This is a genomic window from Bacteroides sp. 1_1_14 (genome assembly GCF_000162515.1).
Classification (GTDB): Bacteria; Bacteroidota; Bacteroidia; order Bacteroidales; family Bacteroidaceae; genus Bacteroides; species Bacteroides thetaiotaomicron.
Genome location: NZ_GG774703.1, coordinates 699,489 through 723,389 on the forward strand (window position 1 = coordinate 699,489; position 23,901 = coordinate 723,389).

General features: G+C 46.7%; 10 protein-coding genes and 1 pseudogene. 3 read left to right on the forward strand and 8 right to left on the reverse strand.

Annotation, left to right across the window (positions count from 1 at the left end):
* Positions 1–514: 514 nt before the first annotated feature.
* The 8 genes from HMPREF9007_RS18280 to HMPREF9007_RS18250 form a co-directional block, all read right to left on the reverse strand.
* Complete coding sequence (locus HMPREF9007_RS18280) at positions 515–2,440, reverse strand: arabinan endo-1,5-alpha-L-arabinosidase (RefSeq protein ID WP_032850169.1); 1,926 nt, start codon at positions 2,438–2,440, stop codon at positions 515–517.
* A 34-nt stretch (positions 2,441–2,474) separates the two neighbouring features.
* Positions 2,475–2,957: a RagB/SusD family nutrient uptake outer membrane protein gene (locus HMPREF9007_RS27535; protein ID WP_277754630.1), complete on the reverse strand. Its 483-nt coding sequence runs from the start codon at positions 2,955–2,957 to the stop codon at positions 2,475–2,477.
* Positions 2,924–4,279, reverse strand: a complete 1,356-nt coding sequence (locus tag HMPREF9007_RS18275) for a RagB/SusD family nutrient uptake outer membrane protein (protein WP_277754631.1) — start codon at positions 4,277–4,279, stop codon at positions 2,924–2,926. The genes HMPREF9007_RS27535 and HMPREF9007_RS18275 overlap by 34 nt, the downstream gene beginning before the upstream one ends.
* 25 nt (positions 4,280–4,304) lie before the next feature.
* Positions 4,305–7,454: a TonB-dependent receptor gene (locus tag HMPREF9007_RS18270; RefSeq protein ID WP_008760649.1), complete on the reverse strand. Its 3,150-nt coding sequence runs from the start codon at positions 7,452–7,454 to the stop codon at positions 4,305–4,307.
* A 4-nt stretch (positions 7,455–7,458) separates the two neighbouring features.
* Positions 7,459–9,234 carry a RagB/SusD family nutrient uptake outer membrane protein gene (locus HMPREF9007_RS18265; RefSeq protein ID WP_008760650.1) on the reverse strand — a complete coding sequence of 592 codons (1,776 nt, stop codon included), beginning with the start codon at positions 9,232–9,234 and terminating at the stop codon, positions 7,459–7,461.
* A gap of 12 nt (positions 9,235–9,246) precedes the next feature.
* Positions 9,247–12,330, reverse strand: coding sequence for a TonB-dependent receptor (locus tag HMPREF9007_RS18260; protein WP_008760651.1), 3,084 nt, complete (start codon positions 12,328–12,330; stop codon positions 9,247–9,249).
* A 19-nt stretch (positions 12,331–12,349) separates the two neighbouring features.
* A complete protein-coding gene (locus tag HMPREF9007_RS18255) occupies positions 12,350–14,659 on the reverse strand; it encodes a LamG domain-containing protein (protein WP_227198439.1) in 2,310 nt (769 codons plus the stop codon).
* Between the two features lie 229 nt (positions 14,660–14,888).
* Positions 14,889–19,151: a two-component regulator propeller domain-containing protein gene (locus tag HMPREF9007_RS18250; RefSeq protein ID WP_008760653.1), complete on the reverse strand. Its 4,263-nt coding sequence runs from the start codon at positions 19,149–19,151 to the stop codon at positions 14,889–14,891.
* Positions 19,152–19,306: 155 nt separating this feature from the next.
* Between HMPREF9007_RS18250 and HMPREF9007_RS18245 the strand changes: the two are divergent.
* The 3 genes and pseudogenes from HMPREF9007_RS18245 to HMPREF9007_RS18235 all read left to right on the forward strand — a co-directional run bounded on the left by HMPREF9007_RS18245 (position 19,307) and on the right by HMPREF9007_RS18235 (position 23,824).
* Positions 19,307–20,849 (forward strand): annotated as a pseudogene (locus HMPREF9007_RS18245) (arabinan endo-1,5-alpha-L-arabinosidase).
* A 25-nt stretch (positions 20,850–20,874) separates the two neighbouring features.
* Positions 20,875–22,857, forward strand: coding sequence for an alpha-L-arabinofuranosidase C-terminal domain-containing protein (locus tag HMPREF9007_RS18240; protein ID WP_008760654.1), 1,983 nt, complete (start codon positions 20,875–20,877; stop codon positions 22,855–22,857).
* Positions 22,858–22,879: 22 nt separating this feature from the next.
* Positions 22,880–23,824 (forward strand): glycoside hydrolase family 43 protein, encoded by a 945-nt coding sequence (locus tag HMPREF9007_RS18235; RefSeq protein ID WP_008766111.1) that lies wholly within the window; start codon positions 22,880–22,882, stop codon positions 23,822–23,824.
* Positions 23,825–23,901: the final 77 nt, after the last annotated feature.

The window sequence follows — 23,901 nt, forward strand, 5'->3', positions numbered from 1 at the left end:
GTTTTATTTTTAATGTAAATGAGATGCTTATCTTATTTTGGGTGTAAAAGTAACACTTTTGTTTGGTGTATCAAATACACTCTTATATGTTGTGCAACATAAAAGGATAAGAACTTTACTGTTACGTATAAAACTATCGCATGTTCCTGTCTTTGGAGCGGGATCGTTATATTGCATTTTCTCTTTCTATATAGAGCTGGATAGTTTCTGGGGCTTGGAACCAGAGTTTCACCAGCTTGAAACTAAAGTTTCTTCAGTTTGAAACTAAAGTTTCCTCTGCTTGAAACTAGAGTTTCATCCGCTTGGAACCGTTGGTTCCGGCATATGGAAACGAATGGACCTACGCATGACCTGTCGGCAAAGTCCGGTAGATATAGCAGCACTGTGACAGCAAAAATTGCCATCACAGTGCTGTCACTAGTTGCTGTCACTGCTTTATTTCTTCATTATAAGCGAGTTATGCTCTGCTTTGTGACGGTGACAGCAAAACACATATTTATTTTTCTATAGAGGGTTATTGGAGTTTCTTCCCCCAATATGTCTTTTGATTACCCTGGGCCGCATACACAATCGTATGTGTCCGCGGACTGGCTTCCCAGTCGACTTCACGTTGCAGATAGAGTACTACTCCGGCGCTTGTCGTGATGGTTTGAGTCGCTGCATCAAATGTCCATGTAGCATTTTTCCAGCTGCCGGAAGTTATCTTATGCGTACCGAGATCATAAGTCATCGTTTCGGACGTTCGTTGGGTGCCCGTACTGGTGGTCAATGCCAGATGTTCCCAGTCTCCGGCTATTTCATTTTCCGTGATAGGCGCTTGCGGAACGGCTCCGTAACGTTCGGGCATAACGAGAGGCCAGCCGTTGGCATCCCAGCGGATGCTGCGTACATGTCCCATCATGATGGCGTTGGAGTATTCATTGCCGCCTACGTTCACGGGGAAACGTCCTTGTGAAGTATAGAACCAGTTGCCGGCTCCGTCATCGAAGATGCCGCAATGGGAAATTCCTACCCAGCCGTAGCTGTTGTCGAACCGGTAAGGAGCAGTCAGTATCGGATATAGTTGCGCGCTTCCCATAGCGGAATTTCCGTGTATGTCTACATAAGGGCCGTCGATGTTTCTGGAACGGCAGACACGTGTATTATATTCTACCGACAGTGAACCGTAAGCCAGGAACAGATAGTAATAACCGTCACGATAGATCACTTCGGGACCTTCGGATGCCTGCCAGCGGCTGGTGCCACGTGTGGCGATTATCTTTCCATAACCCGAATTGTCTTCTCCTGTGATGTCCCAGGGATTTCCCAAAGCATTCAGCGGCTTGCCGTCTTCCGGATTTACCTGTAGGGCAGCGATACCGCTGTGCCATGAACCATAGATCAGCCAGTGTTCGCCATTTTCCGTTATTATATAAGTAGGGTCGATCGCATTGATTTTAAAATACCCTTCCCAGTCATTGATGCTGCTGCGCCCATAATCCGTCTTTCCCTTATCGCTGGCAGAGCAGACAACGAATCCTTTGTCTTCCCATATATTACTTGCCGGATCGGAAGTTTCCATCAGTCCGATAAACGCGCGTTCGGTCCATGAACCGTCAAAGTTGCCGTTGTTCTCAATTTCCGGTTTTCCGGTTTGGATGTAGTTCGTGATTACGATGGAATAATACATACGGTATTTTCCGTTCGATACTTTTCGTGCAACAGGTGCCCAGTATCCGTAAGACGGATTGTCAATCGGTTCCAGTCCCATCTCCTGACGGTAGGCATTCAGCTTTTCTTTGATCCATGTCGGGGGCGTTTCACTCATGGTTGCTCCCAGATACTCCCAGTTTACGAGGTCTTTGGAGCGCCGTGCGTGGAAGTGTCCGTTTCCGCTGTGCGCGTTGCCGTAAGAAGCGTCTGTCTGATACATATAGTAATATCCGTCATCGGCTTTCATTACCGTAGGGTCGTGTACGTTGGCAAGGTTCCAGTCATAACGGTTGCTCCAGGCTGAGAAACTGGTGTAGTCGTCTACATACGTGGGTGGTTCGTACGCTGCCAGTTCATCGCTCAGTGTCTCGGCTGGAGTCGTGAAAGAAGTTTCCTCCGAGTATCTGGGCTCTTCGTTGTAAAGGGTGACAAAGGCTCTTACGTAATACGTCGTTTGTGGAGTCAGGCCGGTCAGGGTCGTACTGATTTCCGATCCTCTGACTTCGGAGGTCGTGTCATAAATGTCCGGATGGGATGCCGTGGCGTAGCAGAATCCCCGTTTGACGATATTCACTCCTTCCGTTCCGCTGATATTGGCGGATAAGGTTGCTTTGTTATACCCCACATTCGTATATGCCGGCGTTGTGATGCTTAAAGCTCCTGATGCGGAGTTTTCATCGTCGTCGCTGCACGCTGCCAGGGCGAGCGTGCAACAGAGTAGAAGATAGATGGTCTTTAAGTATTTCATATCTCAGTCTTTCTTTTTTAGATTGTTTTGATGTTTATTCGTTAGAAGCGCTTCCGGTGTCCCATCCCGGATTCTGTCCGAGATTGGGTGCCCGTTTCACTTCGTTGGCAGGTATCGGGAAGTAGTAACTCTTGGGATTGACAAACGTGCGTGAATTGACCGTTTCTGCCAGTCCGAAGGTATAGGAGGGAGTATCTGCGCTGCCGGTGACTTTCACTCCATAAAGATTCAGCAACTGGTTGTAACGGGGCTTTCCGGTTTCTCCCGTAGAGGTTACATTGTCATATAGTTTCCAGCGGCGTACATCGAAGAAACGATGATCTTCGAAAGCCAGTTCGATGCGTCTTTCGTTGCGGATACGTTCGCGGAGTTCACTTTGCGACATATCTGCGTAGGCCGGCATACCGGCACGGGCGCGTACCTCATTGATGTAACTGTATGCCTTGGCAGGACCTTCCGCTTCATTATAGGCTTCGGCGGCATTCAGCAGAATTTCGCCATAACGGAAATCATCCATGCGTGAGGATAGGTGGCCGGTTCTTTGCAGGATATGTTATTCACGTACTTTTTCAGATAGTATCCGGTGTAGGTACCTCCCATGGCTGAGGTGTAATCCACTCCTTTGTCCGCATCCGAGTTGTAGCGTACGTCGATGGCACGTCTTTCTTCTTTGTCGGCACGTCCCCACATCATGCCTTGATAGAAGATGGTTTGTGCCAGACGCGGGTCACGGTCTTTATACGGATTGGCGGCATCGTAGGTACTGCCGTTCTCATCGATCCGTTTGCCGTTGCTCATTTCGTAAGCGTCCACCAGATTCTGTGTCGGGTTGGTACGTCCGTTTCCGGAGAAAGAACCGGTAAAGCCTACCGGCAGGAATACTTTTTCTACCTGATTGGTATTCCATACGGAGCGTGCAAGGATAATTTCATTGTTGTATACCGGATTGGTCGTGAAACATTCGTAATAGTCATTCTCCGGATTCCCCGTATTGTACAGTCGGTAAGGGGAACCTTGCTTGTTATTCTGAGTGATGAAGTCGGCTGCTGCCTGCGCCGCATTCGCCCAGTATGCGGTGTTGCCGTCCGGATTGTTCAGCTTGGAAGCACGGTAGAGCAGGGCTCTTGCCTTTAAAGCATAAGCGGCGGCTCCATTGACACGTCCCCAGTTGGATGCTTCATCGCTGTAGCGGAAAGGGAGCTGGTTTTTAATCTGGTCGCATTGGTCGGCTACCCATTCAAGTGCTTCGGCAGCGGGAGTACGAAACATGTTCATTGCCGAAGGATCGGACAAGTCGAAGATGATCGGTTCGCCGGATTCATCTTCCGCAATGACAGGGGCAGCGCCGAACCAGCAGATTAAGTCGAAATGGAAGATAGCGCGAAGCAGTCTGGCTTCTGCGCAGTAACGGTCGTAAAGGCGGTTGTCGTCGCCGTCTTTCTCCGTATTTCCTACTACGGATGCCTTGGCGTTCTTCAGAAACATATTACATTTCCGAATCCCGTATAAGTCGGTGTTCCAGAAGCCCAGCAGGGGATGGTCGCCGGCGGTGTATCCGTCGCTGCCGATCTTTGTATAATAATGAAGTCCCCAGCAGGTCACTGCATTATCCGTCATACAGTCACGTGAAGCACCTGTGAACTGGTCGTCCGACAGTGGCGCCAGTCCGTCCGGCAGATTCGTGTAGATGTTGGCGAGGAACTCGCGTGTCAGGTTCTGGTTATTGAACACTTTCTTTTCAGACAAGGAGGCATCGTACTCTTTGTCGAGGTAGTCGCTGCACGAACTGCCTGCGAGTGCGAGGACCAGAGTAACTATATAAGTTGATATTCTTTTCATAATTCTTTGCTGTTTTATTGAATGATTAGAATCCGATATTCACACCGAACGTAAATGAACGTGTCTTGGGATATGCCCAGATATAGTTGGTCGGGTTTTCCGGATCAAAGCCTTTAGGCAGATGGCTCCAGTTGCACAGGTTGTAGCCGCTGAAGTAAAGACGGCATTTCGTCATATTGACTTTAGAAATCAGTCGTGCAGGAAGCGAGTAGCCGACTTCCACATTCCGCAATGACAGGAAGTCTCCATTGACTACCCAGATGGTGGACTCATTGTAAGGATAGTTCCGGTCGAGGTCACTGAAGGAAGTAGACAAACGCGGATATTTGGCGTTGATATTGCGCGGGTCTGTCGGATCATCGGTATAATATCCCCATGTGTTGGTGATTTCATGAGTGGAAGTACCTCCCCAGCCGAAACCATAGTCCATATTCTCGCGACAGGGAACGGTGCGGTTCAGATAAGCCGTCAGCACGGCACGTGCATCGAAACCCTTCCAGTTAAAACCTAAACGGATGGTCGGGATTAATTCCGGAATATTCGTGTATCCGGTCGGTACTTTGTCGTAGCTGTCTATTTTACGGTCGCCGTTCGTATCCTGGAATACGGCATTGCCGAGCTTGTATTTACCGGCAGCGTTCCACGGATATTTCTGAGGATTGGCAACGGCATCTTCATACGACTCCGGAATCAGGTCGGGATTACTGGCCCATTGTTTCCAGATCAGGAGCTGGCTTTGGTCGATCCGGTTGCCGGTTCTTGCCTGATAAGCGTAATCGGGAGTCAGTTCATCCATTTCGGTGATCTTGTTGGTGTTGAAGGTCAGCATACCGTCGATATAGTATTCGAAATCACCGATCCGGTTGCTATGTCCTAAAGTGATCTCAAAACCTTTCGTTTCGGCCTTGCCGTAAGAGTCTTGCGGAGCGTTTACACCGAATAAGCTGGGCACGGTGGAACGGGATACCAGAATATTGGAACGCCATTCCTTGAAGAAGTCCACAGAACCGTAGATTTTCTTGTTCCACAAGTCGAAGTCAACGCCGAAGTTTGCCATATCTGAGATTTCCCATTTGATATTCTTGTTGCCGGCTGTCGATTCATATACACCTTCCGTGTAAGATTGGGAAGTACCGAAATTATATCCGCTTCCTTCGGTGAATGTACCTTGGTATGGGTAGCGGCTGACGCCTGTCACAGCTTGTCCCGCCCGTCCGTAAGAAGCACGGAGTTTCAGGAGATTCACGAACGAGTTCTTCAGCCATGATTCTTCGGAAAGTACCCATCCCACGGAACCGCCGGGGAATGTTCCGAAGCGTTCGCCGTCGGCATAATTATCACTGCCCATGCGGGAGATATTACCGGAAAGGATATATCGGTTGTTATATACATAGGTAGCTTGTGCATTGTAAGAGAGGTAGCGGTTGGATGATTCCTGTCCGCGTACTACATTCTGATAAGTACGGATAAAAGCCTGAGCATTGACGGCATGTTTGCCGAATGTATGTTCGTATGCCAGTCCGCCGTTCATATTGAGATTATAGTAATAGTCACGTGGAGAAGTGGTGGCATTGGGCAATGCTTTGTACGTTCTCATGCGTTGGTATGTATATTCCGACGGGTCGTTGACATCAGCCATATAGTTATAGTAGTAGACATTGACATCGGCTTGCTGCACCTTCTGGAATGTTTCGTAAGAGTCGAAACTGAACGTCATCTTGGCTTTCAGTCCGGGAACGAGGGCATCCATGTTTCCGGTAGCCGTTACGGTTGTATAGAGGTTACGGCGGCGGTTCTGCTCCACACCACGTCCGGCGATTTGTGCGGCACCGTTTTTACTGTCGCTGCTGGTTGGCATAAAGAATTCACCGTTCGGGCAGAATACGGGATACACCGGAAGATTTTCGCCGGCTCCCCAGGTAAAGAGGTTCCATACGTCAATGCCCGGTTGGGAGATATTGCCGATACGTCCGCCCAAGTCCATCGATACATTCAGGAACTTGTTTACATCGATGTCGATGTTCGAACGCAGGTTGTAGCGGTTCAATACTTCCTGTGTGCTGTAGCCTTCGTTCCATTCCGTCCATTTGGTGTCGAACAAACCTTCCTGGCGGAGATAAGAGAAGGAGACATAGTAGCGTGCACGTGCATTACCGCCGCTGACAGACAGGTTGGTACGGTATTGCGGAGCTGCATCCCGTAGCATGGTGTCGTGCCAGTTCGTATTGAAGTATTTGTATTTGGCCATTCCTTCCAACTGCTCACCGTTGCAGACACGACGGTAGTATTCCAAGTCTTCATCGGAATATTCGGGACTTAATCCGTCCAGGTATCGTGCCTGATTACGGCTCAGCGCATAGTTATAAGAGTTCTGGCTTTCGGGAATTCCGGCAATAGTCTGGAAGCCGACTTCTTGTGTGAAGTTGATTTTAGTCTTACCGGTTTCTCCGCGTTTGGTCGTTACGAGTATTGCGCCGTTGGCTCCACGCATTCCATAGATAGCGGTGGCGGCGGCATCCTTCAATATCGTAATCGATTCAATAGGGTAGGCATCGAGGAATGAGAGGTCACGTTCCACATTGTCAACGATGATCAGCGGACTGCGTGCGCTGGCATTCATGGTACGGATGCCACGGATATACATAGCCGTTTCACTCCATCCCGGTTCGGATTGCGCCTCATACGTCTCTACACCGGTGACAGTGGAGGTAAACGCATTCTGCAAAACGGTTACCGGATGTTTTTCCAGTTCTTCTCCGGTGACGATGGAGGTGGACTCTGTCACAAACTTCTTGGGTTTGCGGTTGAAAGGAAGCGGAGTCGTATGAGCATATTCATCCAGGTCGGCATCCATGACAATCTTGAAATTCTCTTCGAAGTCGGCAATGGCCGTTGTCGGCAGATAACCTACGCTGCTTACATAAAGCTCGTCGGCAGGTTTTACATTCTTCAAAGTGAAGAAACCGTCCTTGTCCGAGAGTGCGATGCGGCTTGCTTCCGCTACGTTGACCACCGCACCTGCGATAGGTTCACCCTCTGCATTTACGATTCGTCCTTTCAGTACTTTAGCATCTTGCGCCCATCCGTTGCCCAGCATGAAAACTGTGGCTACGGTGAGCAGGATTCTTTTGAATCCTGTCTGTATGTTATTTAATTTCATCGGTTGCATATTCATTCAGTTAATTGTTCCAACCCGGGTTGTTTTCGATATTCGTTTTCCATACTTCTCCTTCCGGTATCGGGTAGAGATACATTTTCTCCGTAAATACCCGGTTCTGGGCAACTTTACGTGTATAGACAAACTTTCCATTTTCCTTGGTAACCTCCATTCCGTAGATAGGACGTGCCAATGCTTTTTCCGCTACATTCCAGCGACGTACGTCCCATGCGCGATGATCTTCAAAAGCGAGTTCGACGGTACGTTCCTTGCGGATGAAGTTACGGCGGTCGGCTATGGTCTGAAGATCGCTGCGGTCTGTGAGCTTGGCAGTCATCCCTACACGGTCACGGAGAGGCTGGATGGCATTCAGTACGTCCGCACGTGACCCGCCGGCTTCATTCAAGGCTTCTGCATAGTTCAATAAGATTTCCGCATAGCGGATGATAATCCAGTTACGGTAGTTGCTGCCGGTATGGTTATTGTTCAGGATCACTTCCGGAATATACTTGCGGGTATAGTATCCGGTCGGCGTTGCATTTGCATTTCCTTGCGGGTTATCCCGTTGTCCTTTAAGTACATTAATTATGCCATTACCCCAGTTCACACCGTTGTAGAGCACGGTTGCCGCCAGACGCGGATCACGATTGCTGTAAGGATCATTGCTCTTGTATCCGCTGGCATTGTTGATGGCCGGAGTGGCTGTTCCATTATAAACAGGGGCGCCGGTTTCATCATAACTGCTGAAAGGAGACTGTCCGTTCGCCATATCGTACATATCCACTAAATTCTGTGACGGGCACAAACCTCCGTTGCCGCCTTCGCCTACCGGCGTATCGTTATAGATCGCTCCCCATCCTACAGCTACATCATTACGCCAGAAGATCGTTTCATTATTTTTCTCGTCATGTGCGTTCTTCAGGATGGCGTTGGTATAGCATGTCTTCGGATCGGTATCAGTCGTGTAGAGTCCGTAGAGTGTTCCGTAATCCGTCATGAAGCTTTGCGCTGCATCGGCGGCTTGCTGCCAGCTGATACCCGATTCACTTCTGAAACGGTCGCTTGCCATGTAGAGCATGACACGTGAATACAGTGCACGTGCCATTGGCTGGCTGATACGTCCGGGGTTGCCCGATTCGGCAGAAGTAGCTTTATCCATCAATCCTTCTTCGCAATCTTTCAGTTCTTTCAGAATGAAGTCAACTACATATTCTTTCAAGGAAGGGCGGGTGGTATAGTTGCTGAGCAAGTCTCCGTCCGGATCGAGTACATCTGTAACCAGAGGGACGGGACCGTAGCGGAGAAACATTTCCCAGTAGAAATAAGCACGGAGGAAATGAGCTTCCGCCTTGTATTGTTTCACATAGGTAGCGTGTGCTTCTTCCGAGTCATCCGTAGCTTTGGGCACGTCGTCGATGTTCTTTAACAGCATATTGCATTTGCGGATACCCCGGTAATAGTGTTCCCATGTGCCGGTGAGTTCAGTGGCGGCACCGCTGGCATAATAGTTGCCGATGTTGAAACTTGTACGCGTGCCGCCGCTGGCGTAGCTGGTTTCGGCTAAGTCGGTAGCTGCATCCATCCATGAGTTGTTGATGCGGCAGGCACCGTGGCGCAGGAAGTTGTAAGTATCGAAATGGAACTCGCGGGTGGTAGTCCATTGGCTGAATACTTCTTCCTCTGTCAGTTCGTTGCTGGGTTGTTTGTCCAGAAAACCACCGAATATATCTTCACAGGAAGTCAGGGCGATTCCGGCGGTTGCCAACCAAAAGGCGGTATATATGATTGTCTTTTTCATGTCTTATATCTGTTAGAATTTAATGTTTACACCAAAGTTCACAGTCTTCATAATCGGGTAACGGTTGGAACCTTCACTTTCCGGATCGCAAAGACCATCCAGCTTATCCCATGTGATGAGATTGTTTGCATTCACGTAGACGCGGCATTCGTTCATGGCTACTTTTCTGATCCATTTAGCCGGAAGCGAGTAGCTTAGTTCGATATTCTTCAGACGGAGGAAGTTACCGTTTTTCAGGAAGAACGAGTTCTTACGCTGATTATGGTCGCCGTAGCTGTCATAATGGAGCAGCGGATAGCTGGCATTGGCAAGGTTGTATGCTTCCGACTGGTTGGGATTCCAGCGATTCAGATGATGTTCTTTTACCTTACCGCCATTCACGAAAGCGTACATTGCTTCCGCATCATAATATCTGGAAACATGATCTACTCCCTGAAACATGATGCTGAATCCGATGCCTTTGTATTCGCATCCCAGAGACAAGGCGTAAGTGTTTTCGGGAACATCGCTATAGCCGATAAATGTTTCATCACGGCTATCGATAAATCCGTCTCCGTTCATATCACGGTATTTCAGGTCGCCTACCTGTACATTGCTGAAAGTAGAAACCGGAAAATCGGGATTGTTCAAGTCGGCTTGGGTTACAAAACCATCGCACACCAGACCGAAGTATTGGTTGATCGGATGACCTTCCTGTTTGCGATAAGCTGTCTTTGTGGCGGGTTCGTCCATGTTCCGGATTTCATTGCGGGCGTGTGAGAAAGTCAGACTTGCATTATAGGTAAAGTCCTTTCCGATATGGTTCGCATGTTTCAGTTCGATTTCGAAACCCTTGTTGTTGGTCTCTCCCAGATTGCCGGCAGCCATATTGACGCCAACCCATTGCGGACGGGTGAGATAAGGAGTCAGGATATCGTTTCTCTTTTCGTAGAATACGTCGATATTACCGTTCAGCAGTCCGTTCCATAAACCAAATTCCAGTCCCAGGTTGTATTTGTGAGCACGTTCCCAAGTCACTGCATAGTTAGGGTACTGGCTTTCATAGATACCGGTATATCCGGTTGTTCCGAAGTGATAGTCGTTGGTTATCTGTGTCCACACTGCCTGATACAGGAAACGTTGTTTTACGCCATTCACTTTGTATACATCGTTACCTACTTCACCATAGGATGCACGGATTTTCAGATTGTTCAGCCAGTCTTCCGTTCCTTTCATGAAAGCTTCGTTGCTGATTCTCCATCCTACGGAGAAAGAAGGGAAGAAACCGAAGCGTCTGCCTCGCATGAAGTTTTCCGAACCGTTATAGCCGAAGTTGACTTCTGCCAGGTAACGGTCATCGTAGCCGTATGTGGCACGTCCTACCAGTCCTTGGTAACGTTCGGCAAGGTCTGCCTGATAACGGTAGTCATTTTGGTTGTACAGTGCCATAGCGGTAATGTCATGTTTGCCGAATTTTCGTGCCCAGTTCAGCTGGAATTCCATGTAAAGTTTATAAGTGGTAGTCTGGTTATTGCCCAGATAAGCAAGTTCCGTATCCGTATTGAACTGGGTATAAGCGTCTATTGAATTATAATTAGTACGGTCATTCAGCTCATAAGTGGCAAAGTCGGCATTGAAAGCACGCATATAGTAAGCGTCGTAGTCGAAAGATACCATACCTTTTGCTGCCAGCCCTTTGGTGAGCCAGTCCATCTTATAATCCACAATGAAATTTGTTTCATTGATCGTATTGGTGGAGCGGTAGAAACCGGCTTTGGCAAAACGTGCCACGATATTATTCTGGTATTGTGAGCTGCCGCTGTACAATGTCTTCTGGTCTTCACCTTCACCTACGGTATAGGATACCGGAAACAACCATCCCGGTGTATGATTCATTTCATAAAATGCCTGACTGTAAGTTCCGTCTCTCGATTCATTCGAGTTCGGTCCTCTGCGTTCTTCGAAACGTGTCCCGAAGTTGACGGAAAGAGTCAGGTCTTTGGTCATCAGGAAGTCGAGATTGGCACGGAAAGCGAAACGCTTGAAGCTGGAGTTTGACTTGTTTCCGTATTCGTCCTGACTGAATTCCTTGAACAATCCCTGTTGGTTATAATATTCGGCAGAAGTAAAGTAACGCATACGTTTGGTACCGCCCTGTATATTGACATTGTAGCGTTGTGCCGGTGCACTGTTTCGCAAAACGGTGTCATACCAGTCTACATTCGGGTAGAGGAGGGCATCGATTCCGCTGAGTTGTCCTGCTGAGGCTCTTTTATACATTTCGATGTCGGATGCCGAATATTGAGAAGGCAGTCCGTCGTTAGCCAGCGCTTCTTCCAGCAATACAACCGAATTGTAAGAATCCAGATAAGTATCCTGGCGGGTAGGGGACTGTATTTGCCAGTTGGCGGTCAGGCTGACGGTCGGTTTCTGTTCCTTACCGCGCTTTGTTGTAATCAGCATAACACCGTTTGCACCACGTACACCATATACGGCAGTAGCGGAAGCATCTTTCAACGTAGAGATCGATTCGATATCATCCGGAGCAATCTGTGAGAACTCACGTTCTACGCCGTCTACCAGAATCAATGGTTGGTTGTCTCCTGCGAAAGAAGCACGGCCACGGATATAAATCTTCATATCGTCAGCCCCCGGCGCACCGGAAGTCTGAGAAGTGATTACACCCGAAATCTTACCGGCAATCGCTTGTGAAATATTGGCTGCCGGAGATTTCAACAGTTCTTTGGAAGAAACCTGCGAGATGGCACCTACCACACTTTCTTTCTTCTGCGCACCGTATCCGACCACTACGACTTCATCCAGCACTTCCGTGTCTTCCTCCATAGTGATATTCAGTTTCGTCTTGTTGGCTACAGGAATTTCCTGTGTCTTATAGCCGATATAACTGATTTGTAACACGGCTTTCGGTCCGACCGTCAGTTTGAAGTTACCGTCAAAGTCGGTAATGGTTCCGTTTGTAGTTCCTTTTTCAAGTATGCTTGCACCAATGGCGGCTTCACCTTTGGTATCAACTACCCGTCCGGTGATCTGCTTGTTCTGCGCATACACCCATTGGCTGAATGTGGCGAGGCAGAGTATCAGTATAAAATTCTTCATGTATACTAAACTTTAAGGTTTAATTCTTTTTCTTTTTCATAATAGCCTGTATCTCATCGATTGTCAGTGCTTTGTTGTAGATAGCGATGTCGTCGAACATAAATCCGGGATCAGGGTCAGCCCATGTCCATGCCTGGTTTCCGCCCAATGAGATGTATTTCAAGTCTGCACCGTTGGTGAATATTCCGGAGATGGTATTGCCGTCACCGCTGCCCGACACTGTCCATGAGTTGGCGACTTCTCCGTCAATGTAGATTTTACAGGTGGTAGACGTGAGAACGGCTGTGTAAAGATGCCATTCATGATCCTTCAGCCAGTCTTCCTCACAAACGATTCCATCTGCTGCATATTCCGAGCAATAAACGGTGTTGACACCTTTCTCATTTTGTGCGGCGGTGAAGTCTGTCCATCCGTTACAGTTTATTTGGGCGAGTCCGCGGGATTGCAGGACAAACAATGGCCATATATTCTCTGATCCTGCCGACGGCTCGTTTCCGTATGCCGTGAATAGGGGAGAATAGCGATAATCGTCCGATGCTCCTGCATTCTTGGCATTCACCCATACACTGATACTCACTTCCTGAGATTCTACGGAGTGGGAAAGAGCATCTTGAGGCAACATCAGATAATTAGTGCCTTTAGAACCGGCTACATTCTGGAATATTTGTCCGAACCCTTTGTCTTCCACTGAAACTATTTTGCCCGAACCTACGATTTTTGCATCTCCGGCTCCTTCTTCAAAGGTATTGATGTAGACAGGAGTAGGCAGAGCCAATGTCTTGTCTTCCATAATCTGTTTGATCTGTTCCGGAGACAATTCTTTGTTATAGACTGCGAAGTCGTCAAACATGAATCCCGGATCGGGATCGCCCCAGTCGAACGCCTGATTTCCGCCTAAAGTGATGTATTTGTAGTTGGCACCATAAATGAATGCACCTTCAATTGTATTATTATCTCCGGTACCTGCCACCTGCCATTCGTTCTTCAGTTCGCCATCCATATATACTTTGGCGGAAGTAGCGGTGAGAGTTACTGTATAGTAATGCCACCCGTGATCGGCTAACCAGTCAGTGGCGTCATGATATAGAGCATTGGTACCATTTACATTCTGTGCATCATCAAAGTTGCACCATCCGGCATTATTCAGTTGTAATGTTCCTCTTACATACAATGCAAACATAGGCCAGTTGTCTGTATTGGCAGTACCTGCTATGCCCGGTGCCTGCCCGTGAGCACTGAATAATGGTGACCACATATAAGTGGATGAGATTCCGGCATCCTTCGCATTCACCCACATACCGATAGACATTTCCTTCGTTTCGGCAGAATGTGACATTACATCTTCCGGAAGCAACAAGTAATTCTGACGCATTCCTCCGGGGATATTCTTGAATACGGTTCCGAAGGCGCTATTATCATCTGTAACAAAGCTGCCACCGCCAATGATCTGTAGTCCGGTAGTCGTTTCGAAAGTAGCTTTATAAACAGGATCGGGCACATGTATTCCGCCACCGATATTCGGTCCCTGAGCATCGCTGTCCGAGAAAGTATTTGTCCAGATCTTCAGATCATCATAATAGGCTTCGGCTGTTTCCGTATCCGAACCATAGCCTAAATATATATAGGTCGCAGATGACAATAAATCGATCATATTGGAATAATCGAAGTCACCTACGCTCACAGCCCTTGTCTTTCCGGAACTGATGCTGGCATGGTTGTTGGTATCGTATTTCTTGGTGCCATCGATATAAATGGCGTATCCTTTCTCTGTGAAAGTCAAGGCAACATAATGCCATGTCCCGTAAGGCATTGCGTTCGTTACACTGACTTCCGGATCATTTACGTCCAGATAGCCTCCTGTGCCGGTATAGCTCAAAAAAGCATTTGCAGTGAAATACAGTTTGTTTGTTCCGTCACTGAATGAGATCAGTGCGCCTGTATGGTCTGTTTTAGTAGATTTTACGAAGAAACTAAATGAGACTCCTGTCTGGATATCTGCACCGATAAGAGGGTTGGGAATGCGGAGGTATCCGCCGTTGGCGTGCATAACTCCACTTTCTCTTTCATCATCCTGTACGATTTCCGGAATCTCCTGATCTGCACTGTATGCAAAACCTTCCCCCGATACAGGTGTTTCGCCTTCGGTGGCAGTAGAGTTGAAATCTTCGTCAAATGTAAATTCAGCTATTAATTTAGCGGAGGTATCCGGCTTTGCCGGAAGTTTTTGATTTCCTGCCGGTGGATCAGCTTCTCCCCAATCCTGACAAGAACTCATGCTGAGAACGGTAAGAATTGCCATAAGTAGTAACGGCCATTTCCTTGTCTTCATAGATATTGATATTAATGGTTCAACAATAATTCTACTCGTTGTAGTGTCGCAAAAATACAACCGATGAGTATATTAAAGGTGGACAAATGAATTTTCGAGGTGGATAAACGGTTATATAAGTGTCTTTTTTACACTTTGAGTATAATCTTGGACGGATGTCTCTTAAAATGAGCTCATTTTAAGACGAAGGGCTGCTATCATTGTTTCATAATAGCAACCCTTATATCAGTTATTCTTCGTTATTCAGCAGTGCGCTTGGTGTCACATTGAAATGTTTCGTGAAGCATCTTGTAAAATATTTGGGATCATTGAATCCTACTTCATAGGCAACTTCCGCTATATTCATATTCTTCGTTTCCCGATTCTTCAGAATCAATTCCCGTGCGATGTTCAGTCTGTAATTCCGGATGAACTGTCCGGCGGACTGACCGATTAAGTTTTGCAGTTTTTTGTTCAGCAGGCTTTTGCTTACTCCGATGGCTTCACAAAAATCGCTGACTTCAAAATAGGAGTTCTTGTAGTTCTCTTTGATAACTTCCATTACTTGATTGAGGAACTTCTTATCACCGGATTCTTCTTCCATATTAAGTACGTCCACGTCCATATCAAGCGTAAATTTACGTTGATATCGTTTCCGGTTCTCCAGAATATTCTGAATACGGGTCAATAATAATGTCTCATCAAAAGGTTTCAGCAGATATTCGTCCACTCCCATACGATAGCTTTCCAGTCGGGCTTCTTGTGAGGTTTTGGCGGTCAGCATCAGGAAAGGAATATGCGAAATGGCAAATGTCTCCTTTACCCTTCGGGACAGCTCGATTCCGTCCATGACGGGCATCATCAAATCACTGATAATAAAGTCTATTGGATTACTATTAAGTATATGTAATGCTTCTTCGCCATTTGCAGCTTCCAGTACATGATACTGTTCACGAAGAATAGACCGGATATATCCCCGCATATCAGCATTATCCTCCACAACCAGTATACTTAAAGCCTCTTTCTCTTTTGGAGAGCCGGAATCCTGAACAGGAGTTGCGGACGAATCGTTGTGATCAATAATGATTGTCTTTTCGTCTTTCCTTTCATTTCGTTGCAAGGGGAGGAGGATGCGGAAAGAGCATCCCGCATGACGGTTATTGAATGCTTTGATCTCTCCGCCGTGCATTTGAACAATCCGTTTGCAGAGGTATAAACCGATGCCTGTTCCTGCTTGTCCGTATACCGGATATTTCACTTGATTCTGCGACTGGTAGAAGCGGTTGAAAATCCGATTGAGGTCTTCCTCAGGGATGCCCGAACCACTGTCCTTGACGCAAATATACAGAGTCTCTTTTTCACTGTCTTTGGCGAAAAGAGCAGATAGGTAGAGAGACACAGTTCCCCCGTTAGGAGTAAACTTGATAGCGTTACTCAACAGATTGGTGACCACCTTACGCATTGCTTCCTCATCGTACAAGATCTCCGGCATTTCCATCCGGTAATAGCGTTTGAGCACAATGTTCCGCTCTTGGGCGAATACTTCAAACGGAGTGATCAGTGAATCGATAAATTTCAGAAAATTTCCCCGAGTCTTCACAATCTCCAGTTTGCCGGACTCTACCTTCCGGAAATCCATCAACTGATTGACGAGAGACAATAGATATTTGGAATTGCGTTCCACGAAGTTCAATTGCTCAATGACTTGCGGATTGTAGCTTAATTTCAACGCACGTTCGATAGGACCGATAATGAGGGTAATCGGTGTACGGAATTCGTGAGTAATATTCGTAAAGAATGAAATCTTGTCAAGCGTCAATTCCTGCACTTTACGGGACATACGAATCAGTTGTGCCTTCTGCCTCGTGATTTTCTCATTCTGCTGAATCAGCATCTGGTTTTGGCGTGACAGCTCATCCGTTTGATTTTCTAACAGATGCTTTTGCTGTTCCAGTTCATGAGTACGTTCTTCTACCGTGCGGTGCAGATATTCTTTCTGCCGTTTCAGATTACGGATGCGCCATTGATAGAATTGCCATACACTGACAGATAACAATACGATGATGAATAGAATAAACCATACAGTCTTATAGAAATAAGGTACAATCGTAATCTTCAGTTCCGTTATGTTTTCTCCCTCGTTCTCACCATCAGGAGTGTATCTGACCTGTAGAGTATATGAACCGGGAGGTAAATTCGTATAACTGGCGAAACGACGGTTGCCCGGAACCTGTACCCATTTATCGTCAAAACCGACCAGACGATAACTGTATATGGCTGTATTGTTTGACTCAAAGTTGAGCGCTGCAAATTCGAGTGAGAAAGATTTCTCTTTTTCATGCAGTTTCAGTTCCGTCGTTATGGCAATATCTTCCGACAGGTATTCGCTGCCCGGCGATATTTCTTCATTACCTATCCGCAGGCGGGTGAAACGTACTTTGGCAGCTGGAAGAGACATCGCCGGACGATTACTTTCGATTGCAACCAATCCGCCTACACTGCCGAAATAAAGTAAGTCATGAGAAGAACCACATGAGGCGTTCCAATAAAACTGTGTGTCAATCAGACCATCCTGTATGGTATAGTTAATGAAACGATTCTCTGCCTGGTGATAACAGGAGAGTCCATTATTGGTACTGATCCATAAGTTACCGTTGTTATCTTCCAGTATTCCCCGAATACTATTGTTCGGTAGTCCTTGCGCTGTGCTATAAGAGATAAACTGTTCTTTTCCTTGAGCATCGACTTTTCGTTGATAAATGCCATATCCGTTACTGCCCAGCCATAAAGTACCGTCCTTACCTTGATAAAAGCAGGTTATTTTCTCAATCAGACGGGAGGACGGATCGTCCAGTTTGTAGTTCAGGTGCCTGTACTGGAATTCTCCTTTAGAGGAACGGGAATGCAGATCGATGATATAAACCCCTTCCAGACAACCGACCCAAAGTTTACCCTCCTTATCGATAATGGAACCGATACAGCCATGAATATTTTCAGCAGCCTTATCCGGTAACGGAGCAGTTATTTCCTTTTTTACCGGATCATAAAAATAGAGTCCTTGATTGGCGCCTATCCATATACCTTCATTAATAGGGTCATAATTCAATACTCCGATAAAGTTAATCGGAAAGCCTCCGCCGGTCTGTGAGGAAATTACCTCCAGTATCTGTCGGGGAGCTTTCAGATCAAGCAGATTGAGACCTCCTCCCCATGTACCTATCCATAAGTGATTGTCGGTATCGGCAGTCAGGGCACTGACGGAGTTGTGACTCAGCCCTCCGTGTTCACGTGTATAATGGGTGAAATCTTCGCTGTTCCGTTCTTTTCTGTTCAGTCCGCCTTCTACTGTCCCTACCCATAAGGTTCCGTATACATCTTCATAAATTGCATTGACAGGATTATAGGATAAACTTGACGGATTTTCCTTGTCATGCCGGTAGCTCCGTATCGATAGTTGCCGTGGATTCAACAGATTGATACCTCCGGTTTCCGTACCGAACCAGATATGTTCTCCATCAGTCAATATGCAATTAATAAAATTACTGTTCAGCAGATTGGTGCCGCCATTTGGAAGGTCACAGGCTATACGTTCAAAATTATCCGTCATCGGGTTATAGATATTAATACCACGTAGTGTCGCGACGATTAATTGTTTGTCATCGGTGATAGCTAAATTTGTCAGATAATTTTGCGACAGGGAATAGGGATTGCCGGAATCATGCTCATATCGTTTTATCACATTTCCAGTTTTATTATAGCGGAATAGTCCGCGGTCACTGGAGATCCAGACTTCATTCTCTTTGCTGAGGAAATCCGAAATATAAGTTCCCGCTTCGAACTTCAGGCAGTCGGCTATGGGAATGGTTACCAGTCTCTTTTGCGGACTTAATGCCACTTTTCGTATTTCTCCATTGTTTCCCATCCATATTTTCCCATCCTCGTCAATGTCTTTCAGAGCAATGTCCGGACCATTCAGATAGACAGGGCTGAGTGTAGACAGGATTTGCACTTCCCCTTTGTCATTGAATTCGATACGGTGAAGGGCGTTGTCGCAATGAAGCCAGATACAGCCTTGCGTATCTTTCATGATACGGGTAGCCGGTAGTTCCAGTATCTTTGGAAGTATCCCTTTCGGGTCATGGGGGATAATCGGTTTTAAAGTAGATAAGTCAATAATATCCGTTCCCCCTTCGGAGACGATCCAAAGGCGTTGGAAGGCGTCTTCACAGACATTGCGTATAAAGTTGCTTTTTAGTTTGCATTGGTGATTATTGGGAGTGTAGTTTACAAACTCATAGCCATCATAACGGGAAAGCCCGCCTCCGGCAGTCGAAATCCACATAAACCCCCGGCTGTCTTTGTACAAATCGTCGATAAAATTATGTGGAAGCCCCTCGTTCATGGTCACATACGTAATATTATAGCGGTCGGCAAACCGTTCCTGTGCCCGAACCTGTCCGGCCAGTGAACAGATACTATATATTATAAGGTATATAAGTAGGTGTTTTTTCATATATGTACGTATTAATAAGGGCAAAGTTAGAAGAATCTCTTCAATCACAAAAATGGGAAGAGCTTCTTTTCAGCAGATTATCGGATTGTCCACCAATCGTGTTCGTATGTCCACCTTTCATAGGGGAAACGGGGCGTATTTTTGTAGCATAATTGATGAACGAATACACAGATATTATGAAAAACTTGTTTTTGCCAGTTCTTTTAGTAGCAGGCAGCTTCTTTGTAAGTTGCACTTCTTCCGTGTTTACTCCGACTCCTTCTGCTAATTCTTGGGATGATAATTATTTATCAGTAGCCAAAATGGAAGATTACCGTCAATGGGGAACATACAATGTACACGATCCGTCCTGCCGGAAGCTGGGCGACTATTATTATATGTATTCTACAGATGCGATTTTCGGTGAGAACCGGAAAGAAGCGAGAGAGAAAGGCGTGCCGTTGGGATTTATCCAGATGCGCCGTTCTAAGGATTTGGTACATTGGGAATTTCTGGGATGGGCATTTCCTGAAATACCGGAAGAAGCGGTTCAATGGGTACAGTCTCATGCAGGAGGGCAGGGGGCGACCAATATCTGGGCACCGTATATCATCCCTTATAAAGATAAATACCGCCTCTACTATTGCGTATCCGCATTCGGACGTAAAACATCCTATATAGGACTTGCCGAATCAACTTCTCCCGGAGGGCCATGGACGCAGAAAGGCTGTATCGTTAAAACAGATGATTCTACCGCGATGAATGCTATCGATCCGAGCGTCATAGCAGATGAAAATACCGGTAAATGGTGGATGCATTACGGCTCCTTCTTCGGTGGTCTGTATTGCGTCGAACTGAATCCTGAAACCGGATTAGCCTTAAACGAAGGCGATTTGGGGCACCTTGTAGCACGGCGTGCCAACTATCGGAAGGACAATCTTGAAGCACCGGAAATAATCTATCATCCGGAGCTGAAACAATATTATCTTTTCACTTCCTATGATCCGTTGATGACGACTTATAATGTACGTGTCAGCCGTTCGGATGCTGCCGAAGGTCCGTTTACGGACTACTTTGGCAAGGCTGTGAAAGATACGACCAACAACTTCCCGATACTGACTGCACCATATCGTTTTGAGAACCATACCGGATGGGCGGGTACAGCGCATTGTGCCGTCTTTTCTGACGGTGAAGGAAACTATTTTATGGCACATCAGGGACGTCTGTCACCGCAAAATCAGTTAATGGTGTTACATATACGGCAGTTGTTCTTCACTCCCGAAGGCTGGCCGGTCGCTTCTCCCGAGAGATATGCAGGGACTGCTTCGCGTCAATTCAGCAAAGAAGATCTGGTCGGTGAATGGGAAATCATACGAGTGCAGGAACCGGCATACGAACGTCAGCTGGAAGCCGGACAGATCTTATGGGGGAGAGGGAGAACTGAAAGAGAAGGAATGGAACTTGTCCACCCGAGTGACTTTGGTAAAAGACGGCACGTGCAAAGGGCAGATGACCGATAACGAATGGAATATAGTTCAAATGAATGGAAAATGGTCCTTTTTGACCGAAAAACATCTATTAATGGTAGATTTGAACTCGGAGAAGATTGAGAATCTGGTTATCTTTGCAGGACACGATTGGGAGAACGAAACCGAAACAATTCTCTTTACCGGACTCGATAGCCGGGGACGTTCTGTCTGGGGAAAAAGAATCAAATAACTATATATAATTTTTATTGAAAACCATGAGAAGATACACAGAATTACTGGCTGCATTAGCCTTATCTACCGGCATGGCGCTTCATGCGCAAACCAATGAAATGGTGATCCAGACTAAGAAGTTGGGTGCTGAAATCCAGCCGACAATGTACGGACTCTTTTTTGAAGACATCAATTATGCTGCCGATGGCGGACTTTATGCCGAACTGGTAAAGAACCGTTCATTCGAATTCCCTCAGCGTCTGATGGGATGGAAGACTTATGGAAAGGTGACTTTGCAGGATGACGGTCCTTTTGAACGCAATCCGCATTATGTGCGTCTTGATAATCCGGGACATGCCCACAAGCATACCGGACTGGATAATGAAGGCTTCTTCGGCATCGGGGTTAAGCAAGGTGAAGAATACCGCTTCTCTGTGTGGGCACGTCTGCCGCACGGAGGTACAGGTGAAAAGATACGTGTGGAACTTGTAGATACCAAATCTATGGGCGAACATCAGGCTTTTGCCTCTCAGACACTGACCATTGATTCCAAAGACTGGAAGAAGTATCAGGTAATCTTAAAAGCGGGTGTTACCAATCCCAAAGCAACGCTTCGTATTTTCCTTGCTTCCCAGGGTACGGTAGACTTGGAGCATATTTCCCTTTTCCCTGTCGATACTTGGAAGGGACATGAGAACGGTCTTCGCAAAGACCTTGCGCAGGCTTTGGCGGATATTCATCCGGGAGTCTTCCGTTTCCCCGGTGGTTGCATCGTTGAAGGTACGGATCTCGAAACCCGTTATGACTGGAAGAAATCCGTGGGGCCGGTAGAAAACCGTCCATTGAACGAAAATCGTTGGCAATATACCTTTACCCATCGTTTCTATCCGGATTATTATCAAAGCTACGGACTGGGATTCTATGAATATTTTCTTCTTTCTGAAGAAATGGGAGCGGCACCGCTTCCGATCCTGAACTGCGGACTTGCCTGTCAGTATCAGAACAATGAAGAAAAAGCTCACGTAGCAGTTTGCGACCTGGACAGCTATATTCAGGATGCACTCGATCTGATCGAATTTGCCAATGGAGACGTGAACACGACTTGGGGGAAAGTACGTGCCGATATGGGACATCCGGCATCTTTTAATTTGAAATATCTGGGCATCGGTAATGAACAGTGGGGAAAAGAGTATCCCGAACGTCTCGAACCGTTTATCAAGGCTCTTCGCAAGGCGCATCCGGAAATCATGATTGTAGGCAGTTCCGGCCCGAACTCCGAAGGAAAAGAATTCGATTACCTGTGGCCTGAGATGAAACGTCTGAAAGCTGATCTGGTAGACGAACACTTCTACCGTCCCGAAAGCTGGTTCCTCAGTCAGGGAGCACGCTATGATAACTATGACCGCAAAGGACCGAAAGTATTTGCCGGCGAATATGCTTGTCACGGAAAAGGAAAGAAATGGAACCACTTCCATGCTGCCTTGCTCGAAGCAGCCTTCATGACCGGATTGGAACGCAATGCCGATATCGTACATATGGCTACTTATGCGCCGCTTTTCGCTCATGTGGAGGGATGGCAATGGCGTCCGGACATGATTTGGTTTGATAATCTTAACTCGGTGCGTACCGTAAGTTATTATGTGCAGCAGCTGTACGCACAGAACAAAGGAACGAATGTACTTCCTCTCACTATGAACAAGAAACCGGTAACAGGGGCGGAAGGACAAAACGGACTTTTTGCCAGTGCAGTCTATGATAAGGATAAGAACGAACTGATTGTCAAAGTAGCTAATACTTCCGATAAGACACAGCCTGTATCCTTGACTTTCGAAGGTCTGAAAAAGCAGGATGTATTGTCCGAAGGACGTTGCATCACTCTTAGCTCACTCGATCAGGACAAAGATAATACGCTTGAACAACCGTTTGCCATCACTCCGCAGGAGACACCGGTAACGATCAATGGTCATGCGTTAACCACCGAACTCGGACCGAACACGTTTGCAGTTTATAAATTCACGAAGAAATAAAATGAATAGCGTTAAACTAGTTATGATTTCATGCGTATTGGCAGCCTTTTCCGGGCTGTCTGCGCAGAATGACACTACTTTTGTAGCCAATGGCAATCCCATCATAAAATATAAATATACAGCCGATCCGGGTGCTATGGTGCATGACGGTAAGGTGTACATTTATGCCGGACATGATGAATGTCCTCCTCCCAAAGAACATTACCAGTTGAATGAATGGTGTGTATTCTCGTCTCCCGATATGAAAACATGGACGGAGCATCCTGTACCTTTGAAAGCCAAAGATTTCAGTTGGGCAAAAGGGGAAGCATGGGCTAGTCAGGTGATAGAACGTGACGGGAAGTTCTATTGGTATGTGACGGTGGAACACGGCACTATTCACGGAAAATCCATCGGTGTAGCCGTATCTGATTCGCCTGTCGGTCCTTTTGTGGATGCCCGTGGTTCCGCACTGATCACCAATGATATGACGACCGAATTTACCAAGATCTCTTGGGAAGATATCGATCCGACTGTTTTTATTGACGACGACGGACAGGCATATCTTTATTGGGGGAATACCCAATGCTACTATGTCAAACTGAAAAAGAATATGATCGAGCTGGATGGTCCTATCGTACCGGTTCATCTGCCCCGATATACGGAAGCTCCGTGGATACATAAGCGTGGAGACTGGTATTACCTTTCATATGCTTCTGAATTTCCGGAAAAGATATGCTACGCCATGAGTCGTAGCATTACCGGACCTTGGGAATACAAAGGCATCCTTAATGAGATAGCCGGCAATTCCAATACCAATCATCAGGCTATTATCGAGTTCAAGGGCGACTGGTATTTCATTTATCATAATGGAAGCATCAATACAGCCGGAGGCAGTTTTCGCCGTTCCGTCTGCATCGACCGTTTGTATTATAACGAAGACGGTACCATGAAACGCATTCAGATGACAACGGAAGGCGTACAATAAACAGGAAATTATAGGGTTAGGTTAGATAATAGGTTTTTAGATTTTTGTTAATTGAAAAGTAAGGGCGTCCTTCCATT